Here is a 22,155-nt window from a genome sequence, read left to right on the forward strand (position 1 = left end):
ACGGGTACTGCAGAGGATACGCTCTTTTTCTAATTACTTCCTTATATTTTCTAATTTACTTCATCCATTCTTGCTGCGATTTTTTCTGCCAGTTCCCGGCACAGATCTTCGTCCTGCGCCTCCACCAGGATTCGGATCACAGGCTCCGTGCCGCTTTTACGGATCAGCACCCGTCCTGAACCATCCAGCTGTGCGGATGCCTGATCAATGCTTTCTTTGACGGACGGGTTCTCCAGAACCTCCGCCGCATCTTTTACCCTTTTATTGATCTGTACTTTAGGGAACAGGCTGACTCCTGCGGTGAGGAAGGAGGCCATTGTCTTCTTACCCACGATGATTTCCATCACCCGGATCGCAGTGAGGATGCCGTCTCCGGTGGTACTGTATTTATTGAAAATAATATGTCCGGATTCCTCTCCGCCGATGCTGTAGCCATGTTCCTGCATCTCCAGGGAGACATATTTATCGCCCACAGGAGTACGCTTCATGCAGATCCCCTGTCTCTCCAGCGCTTTTTCCACGCCCATGTTGGAGGCGATGGTGGCGACTACGGTGTTATCGATCAGCGCATGCTCTTCCTTCATGTGTACCGCACACAAATACATAATCAAATCGCCGTCAAGCACATTTCCCAATTCATCCACGGCAAAACATCTGTCCGCGTCCCCGTCAAAAGCAAAGCCTACATCCAGGCCTTTTTCCACCACAAATTTCTGCAGGGATTCAATATGGGTGGAACCGCAGTCCACATTGATATTCAGTCCGTCCGGTTCGTCATGAAGCATGTAGGTCTTCGCGCCCAGCATCTCAAATACGGTTTTTGCTATACTGCTTGCCGCTCCGTTTGCACAGTCCAGCCCCACTTTATATCCCCGGAAGGAATGGATCGTGGTGGAGGTCAGATAACTGATATATTGGTTCCTTCCCTGTATATAATCTGTAATCTTGCCGATATTTTCATTTCTGGCACAGGTGATTTCCACCTTTCCGTCCAGGTATTCTTCCACTTTTTCCAGAACGGAATCTTCCATTTTGAAGCCGTCCTTGTCTATGATTTTAATGCCGTTGTCGTAAAAAGGATTATGGCTAGCGGTGATCATGATGCCGAAATCAAAATCCCCGCTTTTTGTTACATAAGATACACTCGGTGTGGTAGTGACATGCAGCAGGTTCACATCCACGCCGCCGGAGCTTAAGCCCGCCGCCAGGGCATATTCAAACATGTAGCTGGAACGCCTTGTGTCCTTGCCTATCACACAGCTGGCTTTCCTTCGGGCTCCGTCCGTAAAGTACCAGCCCAGGAACTTTCCGATATTGAACGCATGATCCGCTGTTAACACCTCATTGGCTTTTCCTCTGAAACCGTCTGTTCCGAAATATTTCATTTTAAACCTCTCTGCGTGCTGCGGCACGCATGCGGCTGACGCCGCCTGCTGTCTTACTTATCCAAAGACCGGATACACATTTTTATCCGTATCAGTTTTATGCCGCTGTATATACGGCATGGGCAGATTTGTTTTCCTGCCGGAATTGGGATGACATTCCTTTTTTTGTTATTCGTTTGCCATTTTACCACAAATCAGGCTGATGTGCACTATTATTTCCTTTTTTTGCACGAAAGTGGCATGTTTATGAAATTTTTTTAATATAGCCTTGTCTGAAAGCCTGTTTTTCTTCAGGATTTTTTTCAATTTATCACCGTGTGAATTTAATATTTTAATCTTATGCTTAAAGAAAGATCAGTATGAACGTGAGAGGAGGAGCTTATGAGGGATAATATGGAAAACACAGACCAGGAAAAGAAACAGGATATGCAGGAAAAACCTGTGCATGGCTTTTTTTATCACTTGTTCGGTATTCTCAAGGCCGCAGCGCTGATTATTATCTTTCTTATCGCCGCTTCCGCCGCACTGCATCAGACTATGACCGTTTGGGAAAAAGGACGGACTCCGCCGGCAGGCGATCTGGTCACGGCAGACGGCCATAAAATGAGTATTTATGTAACTGGACGGGGAGAGAATACAATAGTACTGCTGCCGGGCCTGGGTACCGCCGCACCGATCCTGGATTTCATGCCTCTGGCACAGGCTCTTGCCCGGGAAAACCGGGTTGTGGTTGTGGAGCCTCTGGGTTATGGCTGGAGCGATACAACAAAAGAAGCCCGTACGGTTGAAAATACGGTGGAGGAGCTGCGGAGCGCTTTAAAGGCAGAGGGGCTGGACGGCCCTTATGTGTTGATGCCTCATTCTATTTCCGGTATTGACGCCCTGTATTATGCCAATACCTATCCGGATGAAGTATGTGCGGTTATCGGAATTGACTGCACGCTGCCTGCTATGCCGGATTATTTCGGAGAGGGGGAACCAGCACAGGTTCCGGCCGTATTGGGACTGCTTAATCCCGTGGGGATCATACGATGGTCCTGTATGCTGAATCCGGATGCTTATATTTCCGATAATAGTTCCGGCTTATATACACCGGGCAATCTTGCCATGCAGAAACGAATCGCCGCCCGGATGGGACAGAATGCAACGGTAATCGATCAGATGAACCGGATTGGGGATAATCTGGAGATTACAAAGGATATGAAATTTGACAGTCAGCTGCCGCTGCTGTTTTTTACCCGGGATGGCAGCAGCCAGGAGGCGAGGGAAGATGGGAAAAGCAGTGCTTCCTTTTATCAGACCTATGTGACGAATGAGGGGTGCCAGAGAGTGGTTCCTTTGAACGGGGGACACTACCTGCATTGGACCTGCAGTGAGGAAATGGCGGAGGAGGTTGGGGTGTTTCTGAGGACGGCTTTCGGTAATTAACAGTCAAAGCTTACCGGCTGCCTGTCCGATAAAGCATTTGCGGAAATAATGCATCATACGCTTATTTCCGCAAGGACCTTCTATATTCTCCCGGCGACATACCCTCCTGCTTTTTAAAGGATCGGCTCATATTATAAGCATTTGTAAAACCTGCCAGATCAGCTACCTGATCCAGCGTCATATTAGTAGAGCTTAAAAGCTTTCTGATGCAATTCATTTTTTCTTCCATAATCAAATCACTTACTGATTTCTGCAGTTCCTCCTGCACAAGACGGTTTAAATGTCTGGTGCTTATATTCACATGAGCGGCAACCGCTTCTGTTGTAATCCCCTCAGATATATTTGAAGTAATATAATATTTCACTTCTCCAATCAGCTGGCCGCTGTCTGACAAAAGCTCCTCCGTTTGCGGAGCGATCTGTCTGGCCATCTCTAGAAGAAAAAGGTAGATATTCATAACAACTGCTGAAGAAAAATAAGGCTGTGCGCCAATATATCCAAGGCAGTTTTGTATATAGGATTGCGAATGAATACCGGCAGTAAGAGGCTTTATCACTTCCATTTCTTTTAGTGCACTTTGTATATATTGGCCATCCGGATGGAGGGATGGAAAATCCAGATAAAATCCAACAACAAATTCTCTATAATCATAGGATAAGGACTGAAACTCATGAGGATGCTTCGGCGGTATAAGTAAATAATTTCCCTTATCCAATACAAAGCTCTCATTGTCCACCTGAAAACCCGCATTGCCTTCCAGAACATAGTGCAGTTCAAAAAAAGCGTGATAATGCTCTTTCATATTCCATTTCCTTTTGGAAAAGCTGTTGTCCGCTACCCTTACCCAGATAATACTAAGATTTATCAGGTCTGACAAAATAGAACCTTTATATGTTTTTTCCTGGAATTTTTCTTCCGACTCATTCTTTTTCATTCAGCAAACCCTCCTCTCTTTTCTCAGTTAAAATATCAATTTTGACCTTATATGAGTAATAATAAAGTAATTTTATTTTACTATTAAAGTGCGTAAAACACAAGAAATGCGTTTATTTTTCAAGTTCAAAAAATGATATTTAAAAAGAATAAAATGATATTTTATTGTCCTGTGCAGCTATTTTATTTTGTAATAAATAATATTAATATTTTAGGCATAACGTATATATTTTTTATTTCATTTTAATTTATATTGTCATTTTGCACTATAAGGAGGGCATATGAAGAAAAGTGGTATCCAGATTTGTCCAAATAAGCCGTTAAAAGTGAGATTGATACAACATTGGCAACTGTATCTCTTATTAGCTCCTGCTGTTTTATATCTCATCCTGTTCAATTATGCACCTCTATACGGCTTGATCATTGCATTTAAAGACTACAAACCCTATTTAGGGTATTGGGAAAGTCCCTTTGTTGGGTTTGGAAATTTTATTCGATTTTTTAATTCGAATAAATTCGGACAGGTATTGCCCAATACAATCATTTTATCCTTTTATTCCCTGATAGCCGGGTTTCCATTCCCCATTATACTGGCCTTATGTCTTAATTATCTGCCTTCTGCCAGAATAAAAAAACTTGTTCAGAATATAACCTATGCACCTTATTTTATTTCCACCGTAGTTCTGGTAAGCATGCTGACTATATTCTTCTCTCAGAGCAGTGGTCTGGTTAATAACATCAGAGATTTGTTTGGCCTGGAACGTCTGCTGTTTATGGGAGATCCCAAGGCGTTCCGCCACCTTTATGTATGGAGCGGCGTATGGCAGAGCATTGGTTGGAACAGCATTATTTATTTTGCCAGCTTATCCAACGTGGATGAATCTCTCCATGAAGCAGCCATAGTGGATGGGGCTACCATTTTGCAGAGAATCCGGTATATTGATCTGCCGTCGATACGTCCTGTCATCGTAACGCTATTCATCATGAATACAGGTAAATTAATGAGCATTGGCTTTGAAAAAGCATATCTAATGCAGAATTCTTTAAATATGGATACCAGTGAAATTATTTCGACCTATGTGTATAAAATCGGATTACTCAACCAGCAGTACAGCTATTCCACAGCAATCAATTTATTCAACTCCGTCATAAATTTGATTCTGATGTTTTCCGTAAATACTCTTTCTAAAAAATTGAGTGATACAAGTATCTGGTAATAAAAAGGAGGCTTTTCATGAAAAGGAAATGCAGGCAAGATAAAATTTTTATTATTGTAGATTCCATTTTAGCCCTATTTTTTCTGTTGATCTGTCTATACCCATTATATTTCATATTAATAGCCTCTTTCAGTAATCCAAGCCTGGTAGCAGGCGGAAAGGTATGGATTATCCCCCGCGGCCTAACCCTCGACGGATATAAAATGATGCTGGCAAAATCTGAAATATGGAGAGGATACGGCAATACCATACTATACACTCTTACCGGAACTACTATTAATCTGATATTTACCATATCAGCAGGTTATGCGCTTTCCAGAAAAACACTTCCTTTCAGAAGTGCGATCAATATGTTTTTCCTGCTGACCATGTTTATAAACGGAGGATTAATTCCCACCTACCTGTTAATGAATTCCTTACACCTGGTAAACACCTTTGCCATCATGGTACTCATGGGAGGAGTAAATGTATGGAATTTTATCATCTGCCGCACATTTTTTGAAACCAATATCCCTACAGAGGTTTTGGAAGCAGCCAAAATTGACGGAAGCAATGAACTGGTATTTTTTATGCGTATTGCGCTGCCTCTTTCCAAATCCATTTTAGCTGTTATGACTCTCTTTTTTGCCGTGGAACATTGGAACGGTTATTATAACGCTTTGGTTTATCTTCGAAGTGAAAATAAATATCCCCTTCAGTTAGTGCTGCGCAATCTTCTTCTGACCACGCAGCTTTCGCCTGAAACCAGCGATTCCGGGATGGCTCAGCTTCTCAACCTGCAGAGCATGAAATATGGTGTCATTGTAATTGCGAGTGTACCAGTACTCATTTTGTATCCTTTCATCCAAAAACATTTTGTGAAAGGCGTAATGGTAGGAGCTATAAAAGGTTAACGTTCATAAATAAAGGAGGATGTGCTATGAAAGCAAAAGCAAGAAAAAGTATGACAGGAGCAGCAGCGGTAATAACAGCATTAGCTGTACTCGCCGGCTGCGGCGCTCCAAAAACGGATTCCGGACAGACCAACACCTATGTCGCACCGGAAGAGACCAATGGTGTAGTAAACGGCACCAATCTGGAAGGGCTCCCCATTGCGGCAGAGCCGATTACCTTAACTGTAGGAGTCTCAGCCTCTTCCTCCTCCTTCCAGGGTGCATGGGAGGATTTGGACTGGATAAAACAACTTCAGGAAGTAAGCGGCATCACTTTGGAATTCAGAGTCTATAACAGCGATGAAGATAAAAATCTGATGTTTACAAGTCGTGATTATCCAGATATTTCCTTTAATGTAGGAACAGATAAGCAAATACAGGATGCCGCTTTGGGAGGTGATATTTATCAGCTGGATGAATTAATCCAGACATATGCCCCTAACTGGAGTTCCTTTTTGTCCGAGAATGATTATGCGAGAAAGGTTGTTACCCTGAGTGACGGACATATTTACAGTCTTCCTATCGTCCGGGATGAACCATCCAATGGAGGACTTCGGGATCAATGGCTGATTCAGACAACATGGCTGAATGAACTTAACCTTGATATTCCCCAAACAACTGATGAATTCTATGAGACACTGAAAGCATTTAAGGAACATGCCGGAGAGGGAAGCATACCAAAAGATGTGATTCCCTACTATATCTATGGCATTACAAACAATGTAGGAGGAGCATTGGATGTAATCAATTCCTTTGGTGTGGAGGTTGCCGGTGAAAGATACCTTTCCACGGTAGATAATAATGGTAAGGTAGTATTTAACTTTGCAAATGAGGATATAAAAGAACCGCTCCTTTATTTGCGTAAATTATTTCAGGAAGGCTTAATTCCCGGAGAATGCCTGACTGATGACTGGGATACCTATATCACCAAAACCAGAAGCACCCCTGCTGTAGTCGGCAGTTATCACAGTTACCAGAATCCTGATGTTACCAATGAATCAATTACAGCTATGGGACCGCTAGACAGTGGGAACGGGAAATCCCCTTTGATCAGAAGCCAGACAAATCATGTATTAAGAAATCATTTTACAATATACAAGAATTGCAAGTATCCGGAGGCCGCCATGAGACTGGCTAACCTGATCGCAGATCCTGACTGGTCCATACAAGCTATGTATGGCATGTACGGAGACACTTATCTTCAGAAAAATGAGGATGGAAGCATTGTTATGCTGCCTTATGAGGCGGATGCTCAGGGAGCTGACAGCGCACCAATGAACAGAGTTCCTTTCCTTCTTACCTCAGATATGTTTGAAAAGTTTTCCTATGCGGAAGGATCCGCTCAGAAGCAGCGCGACGATGCCATTAAAAATCAATATGACGGCCATATTATCCCCACATCCAATCTGTACCCTAATGTAATTTTCAGCACGGAACAGACTGACCGGCTTGCCGAACTTTCGACAGATATCAATGATTACATAAATACCACCTTATCTACATGGATGCTGGAAGGCGGAATTGAAGAAGGATGGGATGCCTATATCGAACAGCTTAACAAGCTGGGACTTGAAGAATATATATCCATTCTTCAGGAAGCACTCGACGCATTTAATGCAAATTAATCAGGAGGATCAGACATAAAATGATACCGCAGACAATAAAGAATGGGATTTACCCTACAATGATCACCCCCTATACAAAAGACAACCGGCTGGATGAAGACGCGCTGCGTCAATTAGTCGGCTGGTACAGCCAAAATGGCTGTCATGGCATATTTGCAGCCTGCCAGTCCAGCGAACTCTTCTATCTGACACGTGAGGAAAGAAGAAAAATGGTGGAAATTGTCCGGGAAGAAGTCCTCCGTATTGCAGTTCAGTCTGGAAGTGAACCAATGACAGTGGTCGCTTCCGGCCATGTCTCCTCTTCCATTGAGGAGCAGACAGAAGAGCTGCTGGAGATGCATGAAGCAGGAGCCGATGCCGTAATACTCATCACAAACCGGCTGGATATTGATAATTCCGGCGAAGGCAAATGGCTTAAGGATTTGGAACAGCTTATCCGCAGATTGCCTGAAGATGTAAACCTGGGAATATACGAGTGTCCCACCCCCTATAAAAGACTGCTCAGCAATACCATGCTGAATGAAATAAAAAATACCGGCAGATTTTCTTTCTTTAAAGATACCTGCTGCAGACCTGAATTATTACAGGAGCGGATCTCCCTTCTCAAAGGAAGCGGAATAAAACTATTTAATGCAAATGCGCAGACTTTCCTTTCCTCACTAAAAGACGGCGGCAGCGGATATTGCGGAATCATGGCAAACTTTCATCCGGAACTATATGTCTGGCTGTATGAAAATTACGAGAATTTTCCTGAAAAAGCCGAAGTACTGGAAACTGTTCTTTCCATGTCTGCTTTTTCAGAGGCTCTCGCTTACCCCATAACAGCTAAATATTATCTGCAGGAATTTGAAAACATGAGAATGGAAATATTCAGCCGTTCCTGTCCCATGCAGCATTTCGGGGAATATGATATGCTGGTAATGAAACAGCTGAAAAAACTGAATGTTCTTCTTGATAACAAACTGTCTGTCAAATAATGATAAGGAGTACAAAATGAAAGGTTATGATAACTGGAACCACAGACCCTACTATCCTGCCGATCAGCTTTCAGGAAGCGTAAATCCCTATATCTGCAGGCTGGCGCCCGGAAAAGATCATTGTGAAATAGAATGGCTTGGGGATGGGGAAAGCTTTCAGCTTCAATATTCGGAAAGAGGAAAGAACTCCTGGAATGCCATAGCAGTAGAGGGCCATGAATATTTACTTGAAGGCCTGGAAGAAAATACGGAATATGAACTCTTACTCACGGACTCCAACCACAGAAACAGTAATATACGATTGCTTAGAACAGGAAGCAAAGTAGGTATTATCGTTAATTACCTTCATCCGGAGGATAAACAGTACGGTTTTTCAGGGCAGTATCTATGCAGTCCATCCCTGTTGCTCCTGCCTGACGGAACTCTTCTGGCTTCCATGGATGTATTTGCCTCAAACGCGCCTCAAAATCTTACTCTGCTGTTCCGGTCTGATGACGACGGCCTCCATTGGCACTATGTCACAGATATTTTTCCCTGCTTCTGGGGAAAAATGTTCTGGCATCAGAATAAACTCTTTATGCTGGGTGTTTCACGGGAATACGGAGATTTATTGATTGGCTGTTCCTCTGATTACGGAATCAGCTGGTCGGCCCCCGCCGTTATCCTGCGCGGTTCCTCTTTTTCCCAGGAAAACGGTAACCATCGGGCCCCTACTGTAATATTGAAAAGTCACGGAAGATTATGGACCGGCACAGAATATGGCTCCTGGTCGAAAAAGACCTTTGCGGCATCTTTATTATCCATCGACGAACAGGCCGATCCCATGGTCAGCAGCAACTGGACATTAACTGATTTTGTTAAGCCCTGTCAGGACTGGCCGGATTCTGAAGCAGAGGTTTCCGGCGGTATAGAAGGGAATGCAGTGGAACTGCCCGATGGGACAGTAGTGGATATACTGCGTTACTCCGATAATAAAGCACTTATTTTAAAAGCTGAGCCTAACAGTCCCGAAGAAGCTATGTCCTTCAATAAAATAATACATTTTCCTGTAGGACATACCAAATTCGAAATAGTGAGACATTGCTCAGGGGTCTACTATGCTTTGGGAAACCCCTCTCCCGGAAGAAATATACTTGCACTGTATTCATCGGACGACTGCATAACATGGACAAAGGTAAAACAGCTTATTAATCATTCCGAATGCAGTATTAAGGAGGCAGGTTTCCAATATCCCGTTTTCTGCTTCCGGAAAAATGAGATACTGCTGTTGAGCAGAACTGCATGGAATCATGCACACAATTTCCATGACAGTAATTTTATTACCTTCCACAAAACTGATATTACTCAGTAAAAAAGAGACCATTATAATATCCCTCCATTCTCCGTCAAAGAATGGAGGGACGCTTTTCTGCTCTCTAAACTCGCCTTTTCGCCTTTATTTATACATAGCCATATATTCCCCATGGGCTTCTATCAATTCATCACACATGCTGCGGATATCATCAATATTCAGCTCCGCCGCCGTATGAGGATCCAGCATGGCAGCCTGGTAAATATAATTCTTATCTCTCGTTCTGGCAGCCTCGATGGTAAGCAGCTGCACATTGATATTGGTCTGGTTCATTGCTGCCAGCTGCACGGGCAGGCGGCCTACATGACAGGGATTGACTCCCTTGGCATTGATCATACAGGGAACCTCCACACAGGCATCGGAAGGAAGGTTATCAATCAGCCCGGTGTTCAGGACGTTGCCGCCAATCTGGTAAGGCTTGTTGGTCACCACCGCCTCCATGATGTAAGAAGCATATTCCCTGGAACGTTCATGGGTGATTTTACCATCCTTAAGGATATTGTTTCTCTCCTCTTCCCATTCAGCGATCTGCTTGATACAGCGTCTGGGATATTCATCCAGCGGAATGTTGAATTTATCAATCATTTCCGGATAACGGGATTTGATAAAAAACGGATTGTACTCGGAGTTATGCTCGCTAGATTCGGTGCAGTAGTAGCCTAAAGTCCTTATGTATTCATAACGCACCATATCATTGTGCTTTTCTTTGCTGTTTTTCTCCAGCGCACGCTTTTTGATTTCCGGATACAAATCGTTTCCGTCCTTATCCTTTACTTCAAGGAGCCATGCCATATGGTTGATTCCTGCAATGTAATCCGTTGCGCCTTCCAGCTTGTCTTCCATTCCCAGACCCTTCAAAAGCCCTTCCGTACAAACCTGAACGCTGTGGCAGAGACCAACGGTCCTGATTTTGCTGTATCTCTGCATATAACCGCTGAGGATTGCCATGGGATTGGTATAATTCAAAAACAGGGTATCAGGGCAAACCTCTTCCATATCCCTTGCGAAGCCTTCCATAACAGGGATGGTGCGAAGCCCGCGCATGATTCCGCCGATTCCCAGGGTATCACCGATAGTCTGCTTAAGGCCGTATTTTTTGGGGATTTCAAAATCCGTTACGGTACAGGGCTCATAACCGCCGACCTGGATAGCGTTTACCACGAAATCCGCATCACGCAGCGCTGCCTTCCGGTTCTCCACGCCCAAATACGTTTTGATCACCGCCCTGTCTTCATTTACGTTGTGATTGATGGCTCTGAGGATCGTTTCCGAATCCTCCAGCCTTTTGTCATTGATATCATACAGCGCGATTTCCGCCTCTCTCAAAACTGGTGTGCACATACAGTCACCCAGAACATTTCTGGCAAAAACAGTACTCCCCGCGCCTAAAAATGTGATTTTAACCATAAAGTAACCCTCCTGTAATTGAATTTATGAAATGAATCCTGTAAAATTAAGTATCTGCTTTTATTTTACGTTTTTTAACGATTTATTCTTTATATTTTGTTTCTTATTATTGAATTTTTGTTTCCTATGGAGAGTTTTATGATGAACGAAAACCCAGAAAAAAATAACCCGCGTGAGACTGTCCGCCTGCTTACCGAATCCCAGACACGTATTGCCCTCCGACTCTATTATTCCGGCAGTGAATCATGCGCTCCAGGCCATTTTTTCGGCCCTGCAATCAGGCCCCATTACCTGATTCACTTTATCCGGAGCGGAAGAGGAAAGTATATTTGTCAGGACAATATATTCGAATTAGAGAAGGGAGACGCCTTTTTAATCCTTCCCGGAGAGACTACAAAGTACATCGCGGATGAAAAAGAGCCCTGGGAGTATAGCTGGATCGCATTTGACGGCCCGGATGCCCGCACTTTGCTGAAGCACTGCGGATTTACAGATACTCAGGTGGTTTACCGCTCCCCTGATAAGGAAAGTGCGGAAAAGCTTCTGGCCCAAACCAGCGTATTCGAAAACAGTTTTCATGAGAACAGCCAGAATCTGCTGGAAATCATGGGGAATTTCTATCTTTTGTTTTCCTGCATGTATCAGGAGCAGATGCCTGTCCCCCTTCTGACTCCTTCCCGGCAGTCCTCCCCTGCAGGGACGCTGCAGGAGCTTTATTTCCGCCAGGCTGTGGAATATCTGAAGCATAATTTCAGTTATCCCGTAAAAATAGAACAGCTGGCCCGCCAGGTGGGGGTCAGCCGTACGTATCTGTATAAGATTTTTATTTCCCATTCCGGAAAAAGTGTTCAGCAGTATCTTCAGGATCTGCGGCTTACCGCTGCTATGGACATGCTGAAAAAGTCAGGAAGGGATATCACGGAAATTGCCTATTCCTGTGGTTTTACGGATTCCCCGGCCTTCTGCAGGCAGTTTAAAAAGACTACCGGGCTGACGCCGCTGCAGTACAGGCGGCTCACGGGGAATTATGGGAATTCCTAAGATTTCCGGATGCTGTCGGCACTCAAACGCCGAGGCTTTCCAGGAAGCCTTCGCAGCCTTCACATACATCGCGGTAGGTGGCCTCAAAGTTGCCGGTGTACCAGGGATCGGCGATGGCTCCGGGGCGATCTGTGTAATCCAGGAGAAGATGGACTTTGTTTTCCGGATCGGAACGAAGGATGCGCATGATATTGCGCAGGTTCATTTCGTCCATGCCGATAATATAGTCAAATTTCGCATAGTCTTCTTTTCTCATCTGACGAGCCTGCTTGAAGGAAATTTCCTCTTTGGAAATTCCATGCTCGAGAAGCTTGCGGCGGGTTCCGTGGTGGACCGGGTTGCCGATTTCTTCTGTGCTGGTGGCCGCGGATTCGATGTGGAAATCGTTGGCGATGCCTTTGGCGCGGACCATGTCTCTTAGGATGAATTCTGCCATGGGGGAACGGCAGATGTTGCCGTGGCAGACGAAAAGTATCTTAATCATAAACGAAAATCCTCCTAAATGCTTATATTTTCCCGGTTTTGCCGCAATTTGACGGGTATATAGTTGACCGTGAAATTGTTAAATTAATCACAGAATAAGCAAAAGTTGAAACCGTCAATCGTAGTAAAAACGTAGTTGAAACCGGGGGTTCTTACTAAAAGGCTAACTAATTGAAAAATTTCCGGATACTGAATTCCTTTCTTTACAATATCAAACGCATCACTTATAACTTGTTCTCGTAGCTTTTTTCCAAAGCTGCACCATACTTACTTTTTGAAAAGCCAAGATTTATCCCATTTATTTCTAATGGTTTAAACCGTTTAAAGGCTGTTTTATATAATTTGTCCTCTTTTGAATCAGATGCATTAAGAAGTGTTGCTATTTCACTAAAATAATCTTTTATTCTCTGATATGCCCCCTTAAATTCAGGGACATCAGACACTTTCAAACGCATCAAATTAATAAAAAAACTGCTATCATTATCAAAAACACAGTCAAATACGCCCATTTCTTCCAACTCATCATTTAATCCCAAGTATTCTGAAACAAACATTACCACACCTCCATTGTATTTTTATTCTTCCAACATTACGAGGTAACTATCTAAACGTTCATTCACATATCCTGCAAATAACTTTTCCATTGCTCCTAAATTGTGCTTTACATGGTATTCATCAAAAGCATTGTAATACGCAATCCTATCTGTAAATTTAATATCAATCGGCGGATATCCGGCCTTCATTAATTCCAGATTTACAAGCAACCTTCCCGTGCGGCCATTACCGTCGATAAAAGGATGAATACCTTCAAATTCTATATGAAACCGTGCGAGCCGGGGAATGATATGCTCTTTACTATTGTTATAGGACTCCAACAACTGCTCCATCTTTGGTTGAATAAGATACGGCTGTACAGGCTCATGCTTTGCTCCCATAATTCTTACCGGGACCCTTCTGTAAACACCGCGGTCATCCTTTTTATCAGCCAGCACAAGATAATGAATTTGCTTTATAATACGTTCCGACAAAGGTTCCTGAGCTTTCACTAAATCCCGCACAAAATCAAAAGCTTCCTTATGTCCAACTGCTTCCATGTGATCCTTCAACGGCTTCTGGGCAATAGTCAGACCGCGCAGCACCATATCGGTTTCACGCAGTGTCAACGTATTCCCCTCGATGGCGTTGGAGTTATAGGTATACTCCACCACAAATTCCTCTGTCAACCGTTCCACCTCTCCCTCCGTCAAAGGGCGTTTGGAATCCAATTCCGTTTTCTTCCTGTCAATACTATCAAGCAGATTTTCTGCGGACTTATAACGTCCGTCCTCCGGCTTCCCAGCCCCTGCCGGAATCTTCCAACTGCGCCCCTCACGGATAACGCCTGGAATTCTACCTTCCGAGCATAGGATTCGTACTCGTCTATCTGAAATGCCCCATTTTTCTGAAGCCTGTTTTACGGATATATACATCATTCTGCACCTCATTTCAAATAATAGTATACTCTATTTTCGGAACAATAGCAAGGTCATCGGAATAATAATTTATTCCCATCGGAACAATGCAAAAAATCCGGAGGACATATTTTTCTCCTCCGGACAAGTATTTTACACTTATAATTTAAAGTCTCTCAATCGTAGTAAAACCGTAGTACCCCATCAGTCCTATTGCACCGATTTGCCGCAGTTTATCGCAGTATTGCCCCTCAAGCCATCTGACACTAGTGCCCTGCCGTGGCAGACGAATAGTATACGTTTCATACAAATCCCTCCTCTAACCATTCTTTTTATTTCAGGACATCATTCTGCTTTCCAACTCATTTTCAATACAAATACACAGATTCGTATACCGATTCACCGAATTCAAATCCTTTTCAATATAGTCCCAGGATCCTTTATAGTCTCCAGTAACAGAAAATTGCGATTTGCAAATGAATTCTTTGAATGATTCCACCTTGCCCTTATACTTTTTTGCAAAAACATAAGCATCATTTTCTTTGTCTTTATCCGTACTATTTTGCTTATCGTACAATACGTGATCCAAATTACAGGACATATAATATAGGCTATATGGAATTGTCCAAATTATGCCACAACTTCTCAACCTATATAAATTATCTCTTTTCTGTTGATTTCTTGTCATAACACTTGCTTTATTATTTGTATATATTCCATCATTTTCATACTGGATATCTAAGTAATTTTCTTTTTCCATGATATTATCATCCGGAATATAGGCTCCGTCCGTATCAACAATATGAATGATCTGCTTAAAATCACTTGCTTTATAATGCTGTGATTTTGCGTAAGCAGTTACTTCATTGCCAAGCTTTGCAACTATATTTTTCGAACTTACACCACGTCGTGTAGTAATATCACCATGCATAATATGAACATAAATAAAGTCTTTATCATATACCTGGCTCAATGCCATACCAAGAGCGACTTCATCCGAAGGTCCTTCCACTATTACCAATACAATCTTCTTACGAGCCAATCGCTTCACCCGCCTCCCTGAATGCTAATGCTATCTCAAAGTTGTTTGTGTGATTATATACCTGCTCGCTTTGTTCTCCCAGTACAATATCTCGATAATAGAAATCGCGCAGATTATTTGTACCCTTAACATTTCCCATCCGAATATAACGCATTTCAGGATTTGTTGTCGTAAATGCGACAAATCCCTTATCTATAGTCTCAAGCGGGCGAAGATTATGGGATGTAAATATTAGCTGCCCCTTTCCCTTCTCTGAAATGATTTTAAGGAGTTCACCCAATAAATATTCAAAAATCCCACCATCAAGTTCATCAACCGCCACAGTAACAGATGCATTGTTATAAACTGCAATCAGTAATTGAAGAATAGATACAATCTTCTTGATTCCTTCCGATTCATAGCAAAATGGAATTGACCTGCTGTTTTTTAACGACATAATCTGAATCTGCTTTCCAATACTGCCATTCTTCAATAAAGCTGCACCTAAATCCACTATACTAATTGTAAGTCCCGGCACTAACTGTTCTAAGACAATATTCATATTTTGAATAATTTTATCCACAACATCATATGCCTCTTCCGGAATAAGTGCAGGTCTGTCTAATGGTAATACTAAACTTCCTGCAGTATCAGCACCTTTACTGCTATATTTGAAAGATAACGGCAACGAATTAAGACTGATTAATCCGATACTTTCCGTGTCTATTACGAACAATTCTCTTATCCCAAACCAGTTAAGATGATTAATCAGATTGATGTAGACTTCATTCTTGCAATTCTTTCTGAACACATTAATCATCTCTCGTGAGAAAATGAAAGAACGGGATGTTGCCTGTGTCAGTCTCTTTGTAACTAATAGATTCATATTTTGCGATTTATCATTTCCTACCAATTCCACAAATTTAGTTTTGGGAACAAATATTTCCTCACTTCTTGTGTCAATCAGAGCTGACTTTCTGAGCTTCTCTTCTTTATTCGTAAAGCCATAGGATAGTATCTCGTCATATATTTCAACCCTTATATGGGGCTGCGCTGAATTACTATCCTCTGTATCTATCGAATCATTATCTTCTGCTTTTCGTAATGAAAATTGATACCAAATATCATACTTTACCTCTTCATCACATACTAAAAATTGATATGTTAATGTAGACTTTTCCGAATCCACATTGACATAATTTGCATACTTTGAAGGAATCGCTTTCCCACTCAACGCAAACTTAAGCAGCTGTAAAGCATCTATAAGTGCTGTTTTACCGGATCCATTCTGTCCGTACAATCCCAATATGCTTGCTTTGTAATTTTTTCTTTTGTTTTCAAAATTAAGATAACCGTATTTCACATTTTTTAAGTTCTCAATACTTATATTTTCAATTCTTACAGTTTGCTTGCTCATAGTATCATCCTCCATAAGCACATAATATCATTCATTTTTTATTTTTTCAATATCGAACTTATATATTGGTATATTTTATTTCGTTTTTATAATTCAACTCGATAAATATTAATTTCGTATACTATATGCTGATTTGGATTTCTCTATATGTTCTGCAATCATTTATAGCTATTTTATCAAATCAATTCCCTTCAATAAACAAGGAGAGCAGAGTGCAGACTGCCGTCTTATCAATTCATTTTCTTTTCCACTCTTTTCATAACACGTATTACCAGATTTAGCTGATTTATACGATTATGGTTTACAGCATACTCTTTTTTATGTAGTCTTTTAGAATAGAATTCGCCCATTTTGCGCCGGAAATTCCTATTTCGTAAAATCCGACCTTTACTCTCCCGTCTCTTTCCACTCATTCTTCCTGCTGCTTTCATATGAAAAAGCCCTGGCGTAATGCTAGTATTGCATTACCAGGGCTTTTTTCCATTGGCATCATAAAAAAATCCGAATACCGATAATGGGTCATATCCGAATCCGGGTCATTTGATAATGCCACGGATTCATTGATGACATGGCTCCATACTACCTCCGGTATTCCCAAACTCACTTTCATAATTTGGCCTGCTATATCTGCAGGAATATCAGACCTGTAAATGATTTTATCATCTGCTGTCGCTAAGCCTGACACTTTTAGAGTATAATCACAGTATAATCAGAAATAGTATTATCGCTTCTGAGAAGCGTATCCTCCAAATCCGTTATTATCATCTTTACCATTTCTGATCAGCTCCCGATCTTATTTTATGACAATTTATGAAATCCCTCCGGTTAATTTTTTCAAACACTCCTGATAAATGTCAGCTGTCCTGTCTATAATTGTGTCCGGAACGTTATCATACTGGATTTCGCCGCCGATCTTGTTGCTGAGCAGCCAGTCGCGAATAAACTGTTTGTCATAGCTTTTGGGAGACACACCGACCTGATAATCCGCGATGCTCCAGAAACGGCTTGAGTCGGGTGTGAATATTTCATCTGCAAGGACAAGATTATTCTCTTTATCCAGCCCGAATTCGAACTTTGTATCCGCAATAATGATCCCTTTCTCATACGCATATTTATAACATACGTCATAAAGCTTTTGACAAAGATAATTGATTTTTCCGGCAGTTTCACTGCCAAGTGCGTTTATAACATAGTCAAAGGGGACATATGTGTCGTGTCCTTCGCTTGTTTTTGTCGAAGGCGTGAGAATCGGCGTTTCCAGTTTTTGTGCCTGCTGATAGTTCCCCTCTATTTTTAACCCGCAGAACTCTTTTCCATCTTGATAGGCACTCCACATGTTGCCAAACATATATCCTCTTACGATAAACTCAAACGGTAATATCTGCAACTTTTCAACAAGAATGCTGCGTTCCTCAAATTCTGAGTTCCGGAAAAACTTTGGCATATCCGAGAGCTTATCGGATAAAACATGATTTTTGACAATATCTTTCGTATAATCAAACCCAAAAAGGGATAATGCGTTCAATACTTTCCCCTTGTCTTTTACCGGCTTGGATAAAATCACATCAAATGCCGATATTCTGTCCGTGGTGACGATTACTAAATGATTATCGTCGATTTCATAAACATCCCTTACTTTGCCGCTGATTATTTTTTGCATGTTCCGAATACCTCCCAGTTTGTCATCACCAATTGAGGTTATTTTCAAATTCTACCGAAGCGCTGTCTTTAACGACTTCGCCAATCGGATAGCATTCATAGAAATTTGATATTGCTTTTGATATTATGGTTTCTGCCTGTGCTTCCACTACGATAACAAGACCCACACCACAGTTAAAGGTCCTGAGCATTTCATTTTCTGCGACATTCCCGTTGGATTTGATATATTTAAAAACAGGTGGTACGACAATACGCTTCAGATTAATTCTCGCGGATAAACCATCCGGTATAATGCGTGACAGATTTCCCTGAATACCTCCGCCTGTAATATGAGCCATCCCATGAACGGAGGGAAGTCCTAAAATTCGTTTTACTGCCCTGTAATAAGGTGTGTGCGGTTTCATAATCGCCTCAAGGAACGTTTCCGTACCGATCATTTCATTTTGAATCTGCGGCATGGAATCCATCAAAAACCTTACTAAAGAATAGCCGTTTGTATGTAATCCGTTTGACGCCACCGCGAGTATCTTATCGCCGGCCTGTATTTTAGAACCGTCAATAATTTTTTCTCTGTCGACAATCCCCGCTATGCTTGCGGTTAATACATAATCTCCTTTGTCGACCACACCGGGCTGTATGGACATTTCGCCGCCGACTAAATCACATTCATTTTCCCGGCAGGACTCGGATATTCCTTTGATAATCGATCGGATGGTATCCTTTTCTGCGTTGCCGCAAATAATGGTATCCAGAACGGCAAGCGGCTTTGCTCCCATAACGATAATATCGTTTACAAGATGATTGATCATATCATGGCAAATAGATTCGGTAAATCCATATCTCGTGGCAAGCTTTTGCTTGGAACCGGGTTCCTCGGACTTCAAAACAAGCACAGGGTTCTCAATATCATCAAACCGTACGTCATATAATGAAGCGAAAGGTCCGATCCCATTCAAAACACGCGGATTTTGTGAATGGAGATAAACTGCCATTTCACGCTTAATCGAATCCGTGTGCGAAATATCCACGCCCGCTTTCTCATATGTCAGCCCCGCATCAAACGAATCCCGTGCATTCAATATCTCATCGGTTGTGGTTCCCAAAAGACGTGAAAGCGCATAGAGCAATTCAATTGTCGGATACGATATGCCGCTCTCCCATTTTGAAACCGCCTGGAAGGATATATTTAAAGCATCCGCCACCTGTTGTTGCGTGAATCCTTTCGCTTTTCGTTTGTCCGCTATAAATGCCGCTATCTTCTTGTTATCAAGCATCAAAATCACCTCCCTTGCTGAAATTATAGCATGGCTATGCGAATCTACAATAACCGGATATTTGATATATCGTTCTTCTTTCAACCTGTGGTAGAGCTGTGCGTTGTCGAACTGTATGCATTCCAAACAGCAAAGCAACGCAATTCAGTTATTCCGGATAATCGAATAATCTTCCGTATATTCTCCTGTCTCTAAATTATAAATTAGAATCTGATATGGCTTATCTAACGAAATCCAAACAGCAAAATTCTGAGGTTCAAAATCGCCGTCTGTGATTAGTTGATTGTTAAATCGCCAGTATGATGCGTTTTCGCCAACCACAGTGTCAACATAATAACATATACCTTCTATTCCATTTACATATTCTATTCCACTAATATAACTTAAAGCATCTTTGACTTTATCCAGTTCAGGTAAACGGCTATATATTTCATCTTCTAATTCTGCCAGCTTTTCGTAGTGATCGTTTTCCCAGCTATATACTTCCAGCCTGTCATACTCCGGACTCGCAAGATAAGCCGTCTTCCCCTTCATATCGGGAATTGAAATGGTAAAATCTGTCTTTTTCAGCTGGAATGGTAAGGTTTCTGCTCCATAAACAAGTACATGGACTACATCAGCTTCTTCTTTACTCTCTTCCCATACGACACGGCTGATATGGTAAGATGACAGATTAATCGTGCCGCTTATAGTAAGAGATTCTGTTTTTTCATCGTATGAAATGTCTGTGGCATTCACTTCATGTGATGATAAAAGTTCACCTATCACAAAAACTTTCAAAAAGATAGATAATAGAAGCAGTGTCAATAACCCTGCAAAAATTCCAATCGTTATTTTTAATTTTTTTGTATGCTGCTGTACCTTCTTAAAACCGTCCAGTGCAAGAGTTTCATTTAGTTCTTCTTCTGAGTTCAAGCCCTCCTTCATTTCCAAATAAACATGATTACATTTTTCACATTCCTCTAAATGTTCTTTCACCACGCGTGTTCCTGTTTCGCTTAATATCTCATCAATATAACCGGGAAGCAAATCCTGGATAATGTCACAAGGATAATTTTCATTCATACTTTTTCAACTCCTCTCTTATTTTTTGTTTTGCCCGATAAAATACAGTTCTGCTCCAATTCTCACTCTTTCCTAAAATTTCTCCTATTTCACGGAAAGACAGTTCCCCCGTAATTCGATACAAAACCACTTCTCGTTCCCGTTCCGGCAGGAGATGAATTTCTCGATAAAGTTCTATTTTACTTTCTTGTTTCAGTATACTGGTTTCACCATTTGGTGCAGAATCATCGGTTAAGTAATCTACTAATTCTACCGTTTCTATCTGCTTTTTTTTACGAAGTTCCTGATAGAGTATATGCTTGGCTATCTGACAAAGCCATACAGACAGCTTACAGGTACCATCATACCGTGAAATAGAATTTACCGCCCGCAAAAACGTTTCCTGCATGAGTTCTTGAGACCATTCTGCGTCATGTGTATGAGAATACAAAAAGCGATAAACTAATTTCTCATATTCCCTATAGACAGAATCCATATCTATGCTCTTGTCGTATTTCTCCATCTATTCACCTCCTGTCCGCAAAAATACCGTTCACAAATCCGCTCTATTAATGAATCATTACTTATACCACTTATATCACATAATAGAGCCCTCTGTTACAAGCTAAAGTAAATATTTTTATTAACTTTTTGGATTTACAGATTCTAATATTATGTGCTTTTATAGATCTGTGGGATGATGCGGAAGCTGTCGATCAAATTCTTAAATTCTTTATGGAACATAATCATTTATTCGATGATTTTTTATTTTTCTACAAAATAAAATCGGCAGTCCCTGCACTAAAAGGTACTGTCGATTTTCTAATTTTTATTGTATCAAAATATTATCACATAAAGATTCATAATTTCGTTATCTCCCACAAGCCACCTGCTAATCACGAAGGCAATTCAACCAGAATCTCCCATCTGCCATTACGTTTTCCATTCATTCGTCGTATATATTGCTTGTCCTGCAGCATTGCCATTTTATTTTTCACCGTACGGTCTGATTTTCCAATCTTTACAGCAATTTCTTTTTGTGTAATGGCAGGATCTTCAGCAATCAGTCTGAGAATAGCAAGCTCTTCCAAAGTGAAATTCAAAGTGAAATTTTTTCCCTTTAGAACATTCTTCATTTCACTTTGAAAATCCCCTGTTTCCAACGTCGATTCGTAATCCACATGAATATAACGATTTTTCAATTCATAATTTGTATTCAACAAAAGATTACTAAAAAATAATTCCAGATATTCGGTTGTCGCATGAATTCCATTTTTCAGATTATTATAATTAGCCCGTACCAATGCGTTTCGGAAATACCATGAATGTTCTGCAAACACATCATTACTTACTTCCAAACCAAAAGTCTTCATATATTTAATGACGAAGACAGCAGTCGTCCTTGTATTCCCTTCACAAAAAGGATGGATTTGCCAGATATCAGAGGTAAATTTTGCCAGATGCTTCACCGATTCCTGAAGTGACAAGCCCCCTTCAGTACCCACTCTCT

Annotated in this window: 21 protein-coding genes; 7 read left to right on the forward strand and 14 right to left on the reverse strand. The window is 41.5% G+C overall.

Annotated features, from left to right (window positions below; genetic code table 11):
* Positions 1-50 precede the first annotated feature (50 nt).
* Positions 51-1,385 (reverse strand): phosphoglucosamine mutase, encoded by a 1,335-nt coding sequence (glmM, locus tag BLA28_RS21190; RefSeq protein ID WP_069158756.1) that lies wholly within the window; start codon positions 1,383-1,385, stop codon positions 51-53.
* 381 nt (positions 1,386-1,766) lie between these two features.
* On the opposite strand from glmM, the gene BLA28_RS21195 reads away from it, so the two are divergent.
* Positions 1,767-2,813 carry an alpha/beta fold hydrolase gene (locus BLA28_RS21195; RefSeq protein WP_081330161.1) on the forward strand — a complete coding sequence of 349 codons (1,047 nt, stop codon included), beginning with the start codon at positions 1,767-1,769 and terminating at the stop codon, positions 2,811-2,813.
* A 61-nt stretch (positions 2,814-2,874) separates the two neighbouring features.
* On the opposite strand, the gene BLA28_RS21200 is transcribed toward BLA28_RS21195, so the two are convergent.
* A complete protein-coding gene (locus BLA28_RS21200; RefSeq protein WP_069158755.1) occupies positions 2,875-3,747 on the reverse strand; it encodes a helix-turn-helix domain-containing protein in 873 nt (290 codons plus the stop codon).
* Between the two features lie 280 nt (positions 3,748-4,027).
* Between BLA28_RS21200 and BLA28_RS21205 the strand changes: the two genes are divergently transcribed.
* The 5 genes from BLA28_RS21205 (at position 4,028) to BLA28_RS21225 (ending at position 9,848) form a co-directional block, all read left to right on the forward strand.
* Positions 4,028-4,963 (forward strand): ABC transporter permease, encoded by a 936-nt coding sequence (locus BLA28_RS21205; RefSeq protein WP_069158754.1) that lies wholly within the window; start codon positions 4,028-4,030, stop codon positions 4,961-4,963.
* Between the two features lie 203 nt (positions 4,964-5,166).
* Positions 5,167-5,856 (forward strand): carbohydrate ABC transporter permease, encoded by a 690-nt coding sequence (locus tag BLA28_RS21210; RefSeq protein ID WP_242880642.1) that lies wholly within the window; start codon positions 5,167-5,169, stop codon positions 5,854-5,856.
* A 26-nt stretch (positions 5,857-5,882) separates the two neighbouring features.
* A complete protein-coding gene (locus tag BLA28_RS21215) occupies positions 5,883-7,520 on the forward strand; it encodes an extracellular solute-binding protein (protein ID WP_069158752.1) in 1,638 nt (545 codons plus the stop codon).
* 20 nt (positions 7,521-7,540) lie between these two features.
* The gene (locus tag BLA28_RS21220) at positions 7,541-8,497 is read left to right on the forward strand and encodes a dihydrodipicolinate synthase family protein (protein ID WP_069158751.1); all 957 of its coding nucleotides are present in this window, start codon (positions 7,541-7,543) and stop codon (positions 8,495-8,497) included.
* A gap of 16 nt (positions 8,498-8,513) precedes the next feature.
* Entirely contained in the window at positions 8,514-9,848 is a 1,335-nt protein-coding gene (locus BLA28_RS21225; RefSeq protein WP_069158750.1) for a sialidase family protein, read from the forward strand.
* A gap of 84 nt (positions 9,849-9,932) precedes the next feature.
* Here the strand turns inward: BLA28_RS21225 and melA are convergent, their stop codons facing one another.
* Positions 9,933-11,255 carry an alpha-glucosidase/alpha-galactosidase gene (gene melA / locus BLA28_RS21230; protein ID WP_069158749.1) on the reverse strand — a complete coding sequence of 441 codons (1,323 nt, stop codon included), beginning with the start codon at positions 11,253-11,255 and terminating at the stop codon, positions 9,933-9,935.
* 138 nt (positions 11,256-11,393) lie between these two features.
* Between melA and BLA28_RS21235 the strand changes: the two genes are divergently transcribed.
* Entirely contained in the window at positions 11,394-12,296 is a 903-nt protein-coding gene (locus BLA28_RS21235; RefSeq protein WP_169897283.1) for an AraC family transcriptional regulator, read from the forward strand.
* 22 nt (positions 12,297-12,318) lie between these two features.
* On the opposite strand, the gene BLA28_RS21240 is transcribed toward BLA28_RS21235, so the two are convergent.
* The 11 genes from BLA28_RS21240 to BLA28_RS21295 form a co-directional block, all read right to left on the reverse strand.
* A complete protein-coding gene (locus BLA28_RS21240; protein ID WP_069158747.1) occupies positions 12,319-12,780 on the reverse strand; it encodes a low molecular weight protein-tyrosine-phosphatase in 462 nt (153 codons plus the stop codon).
* 223 nt (positions 12,781-13,003) lie between these two features.
* Complete coding sequence (locus tag BLA28_RS21245) at positions 13,004-13,333, reverse strand: hypothetical protein (protein ID WP_069158746.1); 330 nt, start codon at positions 13,331-13,333, stop codon at positions 13,004-13,006.
* A gap of 21 nt (positions 13,334-13,354) precedes the next feature.
* Positions 13,355-14,011 (reverse strand): Fic family protein, encoded by a 657-nt coding sequence (locus BLA28_RS21250; RefSeq protein ID WP_330393291.1) that lies wholly within the window; start codon positions 14,009-14,011, stop codon positions 13,355-13,357.
* 556 nt (positions 14,012-14,567) lie between these two features.
* The gene (locus BLA28_RS21255; protein ID WP_069154941.1) at positions 14,568-15,272 is read right to left on the reverse strand and encodes a hypothetical protein; all 705 of its coding nucleotides are present in this window, start codon (positions 15,270-15,272) and stop codon (positions 14,568-14,570) included.
* Positions 15,262-16,668, reverse strand: coding sequence for an AAA family ATPase (locus tag BLA28_RS21260; protein WP_009254650.1), 1,407 nt, complete (start codon positions 16,666-16,668; stop codon positions 15,262-15,264). The genes BLA28_RS21255 and BLA28_RS21260 overlap by 11 nt, the downstream gene beginning before the upstream one ends.
* Before the next feature lie 427 nt (positions 16,669-17,095).
* Positions 17,096-17,278: a hypothetical protein gene (locus BLA28_RS21270; protein ID WP_069158743.1), complete on the reverse strand. Its 183-nt coding sequence runs from the start codon at positions 17,276-17,278 to the stop codon at positions 17,096-17,098.
* A gap of 198 nt (positions 17,279-17,476) precedes the next feature.
* Positions 17,477-18,328, reverse strand: a complete 852-nt coding sequence (locus BLA28_RS21275; protein WP_069158742.1) for a phosphoribosylaminoimidazolesuccinocarboxamide synthase — start codon at positions 18,326-18,328, stop codon at positions 17,477-17,479.
* Positions 18,329-18,353: 25 nt separating this feature from the next.
* The gene (gene purM, locus BLA28_RS21280; RefSeq protein ID WP_069158741.1) at positions 18,354-19,601 is read right to left on the reverse strand and encodes a phosphoribosylformylglycinamidine cyclo-ligase; all 1,248 of its coding nucleotides are present in this window, start codon (positions 19,599-19,601) and stop codon (positions 18,354-18,356) included.
* Positions 19,602-19,745: 144 nt separating this feature from the next.
* Positions 19,746-20,666 (reverse strand): zf-HC2 domain-containing protein, encoded by a 921-nt coding sequence (locus tag BLA28_RS21285; RefSeq protein WP_069158740.1) that lies wholly within the window; start codon positions 20,664-20,666, stop codon positions 19,746-19,748.
* Positions 20,659-21,168, reverse strand: a complete 510-nt coding sequence (locus BLA28_RS21290) for an RNA polymerase sigma factor (RefSeq protein WP_069154948.1) — start codon at positions 21,166-21,168, stop codon at positions 20,659-20,661. The genes BLA28_RS21285 and BLA28_RS21290 overlap by 8 nt, the downstream gene beginning before the upstream one ends.
* A gap of 373 nt (positions 21,169-21,541) precedes the next feature.
* Positions 21,542-22,150, reverse strand: coding sequence for a winged helix-turn-helix transcriptional regulator (locus BLA28_RS21295; protein WP_330393282.1), 609 nt, complete (start codon positions 22,148-22,150; stop codon positions 21,542-21,544).
* Between the last annotated feature and the right edge of the window lie 5 nt (positions 22,151-22,155).

The organism is Eisenbergiella tayi (assembly GCF_001881565.1).
GTDB lineage: Bacteria > Bacillota > Clostridia > Lachnospirales > Lachnospiraceae > Eisenbergiella > Eisenbergiella tayi.

Bases quoted from the DNA above. Each gene is read 5' to 3' on its own strand.
- glmM (WP_069158756.1), bottom strand. From the start codon at position 1,385: ATGAAATATTTCGGAACAGACGGTTTCAGAGGAAAAGCCAATGAGGTG.
- BLA28_RS21195 (WP_081330161.1), top strand. From the start codon at position 1,767: ATGAGGGATAATATGGAAAACACAGACCAGGAAAAGAAACAGGATATG.
- BLA28_RS21200 (WP_069158755.1), bottom strand. From the start codon at position 3,747: ATGAAAAAGAATGAGTCGGAAGAAAAATTCCAGGAAAAAACATATAAA.
- BLA28_RS21205 (WP_069158754.1), top strand. From the start codon at position 4,028: ATGAAGAAAAGTGGTATCCAGATTTGTCCAAATAAGCCGTTAAAAGTG.
- BLA28_RS21210 (WP_242880642.1), top strand. From the start codon at position 5,167: ATGATGCTGGCAAAATCTGAAATATGGAGAGGATACGGCAATACCATA.
- BLA28_RS21215 (WP_069158752.1), top strand. From the start codon at position 5,883: ATGAAAGCAAAAGCAAGAAAAAGTATGACAGGAGCAGCAGCGGTAATA.
- BLA28_RS21220 (WP_069158751.1), top strand. From the start codon at position 7,541: ATGATACCGCAGACAATAAAGAATGGGATTTACCCTACAATGATCACC.
- BLA28_RS21225 (WP_069158750.1), top strand. From the start codon at position 8,514: ATGAAAGGTTATGATAACTGGAACCACAGACCCTACTATCCTGCCGAT.
- melA (WP_069158749.1), bottom strand. From the start codon at position 11,255: ATGGTTAAAATCACATTTTTAGGCGCGGGGAGTACTGTTTTTGCCAGA.
- BLA28_RS21235 (WP_169897283.1), top strand. From the start codon at position 11,394: ATGATGAACGAAAACCCAGAAAAAAATAACCCGCGTGAGACTGTCCGC.
- BLA28_RS21240 (WP_069158747.1), bottom strand. From the start codon at position 12,780: ATGATTAAGATACTTTTCGTCTGCCACGGCAACATCTGCCGTTCCCCC.
- BLA28_RS21245 (WP_069158746.1), bottom strand. From the start codon at position 13,333: ATGTTTGTTTCAGAATACTTGGGATTAAATGATGAGTTGGAAGAAATG.
- BLA28_RS21260 (WP_009254650.1), bottom strand. From the start codon at position 16,668: ATGAGCAAGCAAACTGTAAGAATTGAAAATATAAGTATTGAGAACTTA.
- BLA28_RS21270 (WP_069158743.1), bottom strand. From the start codon at position 17,278: ATGAAAGTGAGTTTGGGAATACCGGAGGTAGTATGGAGCCATGTCATC.
- BLA28_RS21275 (WP_069158742.1), bottom strand. From the start codon at position 18,328: ATGCAAAAAATAATCAGCGGCAAAGTAAGGGATGTTTATGAAATCGAC.
- purM (WP_069158741.1), bottom strand. From the start codon at position 19,601: ATGCTTGATAACAAGAAGATAGCGGCATTTATAGCGGACAAACGAAAA.
- BLA28_RS21285 (WP_069158740.1), bottom strand. From the start codon at position 20,666: ATGAATGAAAATTATCCTTGTGACATTATCCAGGATTTGCTTCCCGGT.
- BLA28_RS21290 (WP_069154948.1), bottom strand. From the start codon at position 21,168: ATGGAGAAATACGACAAGAGCATAGATATGGATTCTGTCTATAGGGAA.